The organism is Mycobacterium sp. 852002-51961_SCH5331710, from assembly GCF_001665535.1.
Taxonomy (GTDB): domain Bacteria; phylum Actinomycetota; class Actinomycetes; order Mycobacteriales; family Mycobacteriaceae; genus Mycobacterium.
In genome coordinates, this window is record NZ_LZSQ01000108.1 from 1 (window position 1) to 1512 (window position 1512).

Here is a 1512-nt window from a genome sequence, read left to right on the forward strand (position 1 = left end):
TGATGCTCCTATCTCTGTTATGGGTCAAGCGGCGTCTATGGTCAGTGTGTTTAGCCATTGGCGGTAGTTGGTGGCGAGGGTGTCGTCGCGTTTGAGGCCGCGTTCGAGTCGGGAGATCGTGATTGGCCAGACGTTGAAGTGTGCTGCCGCGGCGGTCAATGTGATGTTGCGGGCTTGGCGGGTTGGACGTAGGTCGCTGTAGTCGTCGATGGGGCAGGGCTCGGTGAGGTGTCGGAACATCTCGCGTGCGATGGCCCGTTTGAGTAGACGTAGGACGTCGTTCTTGCTGCGCCCAGCGGCCAGTTGGCGGGCGACGTAGTCGCGGGTGCGTCGGTCGTGAGACCAGCGGACCAAAGCGATGCGGTGCAGGGCGTTGTTGGCGGCGCGGTCTCCGCCGCGGGACAGCCGATGCCGGTTGGTTTTTCCCGATGAGGCCGGGATCGGTGCGACCCCAGTCAGCATGGCGAACGCTGCTTCGCTGCGTAGTCGGTGACTGTTGGTTCCGGCGGTGATGAGCAGTTGGGCGGCGGTGTCGGGGCCCACTCCGTAGGCCGCCCGCAAAGCGGGGTTGAGCGCGGCGGTCAAGGCGTCGAGCTCAGCGGTCAGCTCACGGTCTTGGCGCTCGAGGTACCCGATGCGTTGCGCAAGCGCTTTACAGGCGATCAGCACCGATACCGTTGTGGGGTCCTCGTGTGCGCGGGGGCGGCAGTCGGCCAGCGCTTCGACCAGACGCAGGGTGGTGGGGTAACGGCGGTAGCGTTCCCGAAGATCGGCCGGGGCGGTCACAAGCAGGTCCTTGATCTGCTGGATAGCCGCGGTGCGGGCTTTGATCGCGCCGCGACGAGCGATCAGCAGCGCTTTGAGGGCCCCGGTGCGGGAGTCTTTGGGCACGGCAAGGCCGTGGCCGGCCAACACCGCACGAGCAGCGCTATAAGCATCGAGAGGGTCGGACTTGCCTTGGCGGCGCCGCGCCGAGCGGTCGGGACGGTTGACCTCGACGACGTGAATGTCGTTGATCTGCAATGCCTGTGTCAACCCTGCACCGTAGGAGCTGGTGCCCTCAACACCGACAGCGACGACCTCGCCGAAACTACGCGCCCAGCAGATCGCGGCCCAGTAGCCGCTTGGGTTGGTACGGAATTCGGCATCGCCAAGCAGTCCGCCGGTATCGGTGATCGCAGCCACGTGGATGGTGTCGAGGTGGGTGTCAGCGCCGATGACGACGCGGCGTGGGGATGTCACGATAGTGGTGTCCTCTCCGTGCAATGAACCGTGTGGCTGGGTGACAACCCGGTAGGGCGGGCAGACAAGACATTGATGAGGCAGCGGACAGGCTCCTGATTAAGTCATGTCCGCCCTACCAGGGCTGTTGTGGTACTTGCACGCACGTCGCCGGTGAGACAAATCAATTGGAAGACAACCCAGCAGGGCGCCAGTCACAGGCCGAGTCATCACCGGCGGCGAACGAGCAAGACCATCCTCACCCGAACCCGATTAACGGAATCAATGTCA

1 protein-coding gene is annotated in these 1512 nt (G+C 64.0%); it reads right to left on the reverse strand.

Going from position 1 to position 1512, the window contains the following annotated elements; genetic code table 11:
• Positions 1–24: 24 nt before the first annotated feature.
• A complete protein-coding gene (locus A5752_RS18895; RefSeq protein ID WP_067088576.1) occupies positions 25–1242 on the reverse strand; it encodes an IS110 family RNA-guided transposase in 1218 nt (405 codons plus the stop codon).
• Positions 1243–1512 lie beyond the last annotated feature (270 nt).